A 3515-nucleotide genomic window follows, 5' to 3' on the forward strand; every position below is an offset into this window, starting at 1 on the left:
CCTTTACAAAGTAACCTTATAGTTTTACGAACATCAAAAATTATGGGGAATATAAAACAATTTTAAAAAGCGACCGAAGTAATATCGGCCGCTCCATTCATTCATTTTGATTTCAATTTCTCCATCCACACATCATATCCATCACCACTTAAGTGAATTCCGTCCACTGTGTACTCTTTCTTTAACTGTCCGTCAGCATTTTCAAAATGTCGATTCAAATCTACATATTGAATGTCATTTTCTTTTGCCAATTGTTGGAGCACATTATTGAATTGATGAACCGTTTCATTTGAAATCTTATTTTCAAACTCCTGGTTATTAACAGGAAGAATCGACTGCACAATCACTTTGGTCGACGAGTGATCAAAAGATTGAATAATCTTTTCCATATTCTTGCGATACTCTTCGATATCAACATTACCGCCAATGTCATTTATCCCTATCAATATATAGACTTCTTCAGGATTACGTTTCACCACTTCATCGATTCGATTCAATACACCCTTCGTGTCATCTTCTACAATTCCTCGATTCAAAACGACTTCACCTGGAAAATATGTTTGTAATTCCCCATGATCCGTGATGCTATCCCCGAGAAAAACTTTATCCACATCAGGATAATCATAAGACTCGAATGAAACCTTCTTCTGAATATAGTATTCCGAATACTCTTCTGAAGAAAAGAATTTTTTAACAACAGCCATTCCGCCTTGTTTATACACAATAAAACTACCGATACCAATTAACAATAAGTTCATCACTAAAGACAGGATGAACCAAACTTTAAACTTCTTCAATATGTACACTTCCTATTTCTCTTCCAACTCATTTGTGGAATTACTAAAATTGCTATATTTATATAGTAGTATTACCTCTATCGATCACCACTAAACTTTATTGAAAATTATAACTTTTACTTAAATTTCTCTGTTTCCACCAAAGTAGTAACCAAACCTTCGTTCGGTGTTTTATCTCGATTCCAACTTGGAGTGCGATTTTTCCAACTTGGCCATCAAATTTTCCAACTTGGCTGCCCTTTTTTCCAACTTGGACCTCATATTTTCCAACTGAGCAATCGCTCACCAAAAATCCCATCAAAAAACCCGCCAAGCGATAGCGGGTGGGGCCATTCAAGAAGCTTTTTTCACTTAGATCGGTAGTTTAAATCTAATTTTATGAGATTTAAACCTTATTACTGCTATTGGCAGTCGCCAAAAGTCTTTTTGTTGGTGACACACTCAAAAATCATTAGCTTAATGAATAATAATATCCGATACTTGATACATGCCATCCACAATAACGATCACATATTCCTTACTACGTTCATACGTGGTCCATTCACCTGAGACATCCATGAAATCAAACACTTCGACAGTGCTAACTACTGCAAGATCAGATTCAATTACGATGTCGGTTATTTCATTGGATATGAAGTCAAATACCATACCTAATCCTGATATTTCATCAATGTAATCAGACATATCCCAATACGCCTCACTATCGTATAAAAGCATATCCTCAATAAAATAAAAGTCTTCATGTAAAAGTGCAATTTCATAGTAATCTCTAAAAATCAAAGTAAACTCTGACAGATCCATCTCATCAAAGTAGTAAGGATCTTCTTCTAGGAAGTCTTCTGGTTCTTCTTCAATTGATTCTTCTGGATCTACTGCCACATCAGGTTCCTTAGGTTCCTCATTTTCCTCATAATACGAATCCGCCTCTTCAGACTCTGCTGGATCATATGCAGAATCGTCATAAAACGAGAAGACGTTTTCCACTTCGGTTGGGCTCATCGGGGAATCTGACCAGCTTCTTAATAGTTCTTCCACCGTGTAGAACGGAATTGAGAATCCAATTGAACTATCTGATGACAGAAGAGCAGAAATGATTCCGATTACCTTTCCAGTAATTGCATCTAGGAGAGGCCCCCCACTACTGCCTAGAGAAATTTGAGCATCTATTTGGTAGACATTTTTATATTGAAAATCCGATTCAAACGAGCGGTCCAGTCCTGTTAAATAACCAATCGAAGCGGAGTTTTCGAAACCTTGTGGACTGCCTAGTGCAATCACTTCCGAACCAATTACGGTTTTGTTTGGTTCTGTTTCAAGAGGCTTTGTCCCTGCATAAGCATCCACTTGAATCAAAGCAACATCATAGATATCGGAAATCCCAATCACTTGACCAGTCGTTTGCTGCCCGTTTTTATTGCGCACAACCACCTCTGTGTAACCAGCTACGACATGCGCATTCGTCACCACAGTGCCTTTCTCTTCAAATAAAAAACCCGAACCAAAACCAGATTCAGTAAAAAGCGTATATACACGACCCTGAGATTCCTTAATAATTTGCGTCTTTTCCTTCTGATTTTGCTGTTGTTCTTCGGAGTCTTTCTTTACATCAGGCACTTGTTCTTTTTGACTAAATGTCTCAACTTTAACAACTTTTTCAGGTTGATTAAGAACAGTAAAGATACCAAATCCAATACCACCTACTGCAAATAAGGAAGTGAAAATGGCTATCCAAAACCATGGTATTCGCCTTTTCGGTTTATCAGGCATTTCTATTATTTGATTACCGCAGTGGATGCAGAATTTAGCACTAGAATCATTCTCATTTCCACAAATCCCACAATACATTCCTTTCCTCCTTACAATTTCTCAACTTTGCAGTAATAAATAATTTTATCAATTAAATTAAATACAATCCTTTCATACATTATATGCGTAGTGTTTTCAGCCTTTACACAAACATTTAAACACACGGCAAATAAAATAAGCACCCGAAAATGAACTGCACCCCAATTGTTAGACTCAACTAACTATTGGAGGTGCAGTTCAAAATACAGGGTGCTTAAAACCTTGATTACTGCTTTTGGCTGAATCCACAATCCTTTTGTGTTGGAGATATCTCTCTTTAGAGTTTTCACTATTACAACTAAATAACTTCAAATTTTTAAAACTAAATGCAAATCCCAAAAACTTCCATACGACAATTCGACAAAATATTAAGGTATTTACCCAACCATGTCGAAAACTTTTAAAAAGCTATGACAAATTATTGTTTAAAAATTTGATATAATATTCGAAAAAGAATACGAGGTGTATATAGATGAATTTAGATTTTGAAATTTCCCTCAATGTTCTAATTGGTCCCCGTGAACACTTTCATATCATGGAATGCCAAGTATGTGGTTTTGATGAAGTGTATTTTCAACATCCGTTTACAAAAAAACAAATAGGYGTCGCGTGCGAAGGCTGTAATTTTATATATGCTTTCGATTCAGATAAGGTTTCAAAAACAATTCATTCAAAATCGAAAACATCCACTATCCGATCTGCCCTTTTACGATTATGGCAAAGCTTGAATAGTTGATCCAAGAAGGGTTCAATTTCTAAAGTTGATGTGGGTAGTGGAATTGTCATCGTCTTATTCCCAAAGGTTTGCATGAAATACGATTTCCTTATATCATTTTTGCCGTCTCTTTTTAGAGGGTTATATGTCCATGAAAG

The 3515-nt window shown here is 36.1% G+C and carries 3 protein-coding genes and 1 pseudogene; all 4 read right to left on the reverse strand.

Annotated elements, in window-relative coordinates; all coding sequences use genetic code 11:
• Positions 1-101 precede the first annotated feature (101 nt).
• Entirely contained in the window at positions 102-806 is a 705-nt protein-coding gene (locus tag AC1DOS_RS18750) for a GDSL-type esterase/lipase family protein (protein ID WP_477538727.1), read from the reverse strand.
• A gap of 88 nt (positions 807-894) precedes the next feature.
• Positions 895-1095, reverse strand: coding sequence for a hypothetical protein (locus tag AC1DOS_RS18755; protein WP_477538728.1), 201 nt, complete (start codon positions 1093-1095; stop codon positions 895-897).
• Between the two features lie 158 nt (positions 1096-1253).
• On the reverse strand, positions 1254-2642 hold the full coding sequence (locus AC1DOS_RS18760; RefSeq protein ID WP_477538729.1) for a trypsin-like peptidase domain-containing protein: 1389 nt from the start codon (positions 2640-2642) through the stop codon (positions 1254-1256).
• Between the two features lie 666 nt (positions 2643-3308).
• A pseudogene (locus tag AC1DOS_RS18765) lies at positions 3309-3515 on the reverse strand (hypothetical protein); the annotation flags it as partial.

The organism is Paenisporosarcina sp. P5_A11 (assembly GCF_056400705.1).

Excerpts from the sequence above, each read along its gene's own strand:
- AC1DOS_RS18755 (WP_477538728.1), bottom strand. The coding sequence starts at position 1,095 with ATGGGATTTTTGGTGAGCGATTGCTCAGTTGGAAAATATGAGGTCCAA.
- AC1DOS_RS18760 (WP_477538729.1), bottom strand. The coding sequence starts at position 2,642 with ATGTATTGTGGGATTTGTGGAAATGAGAATGATTCTAGTGCTAAATTC.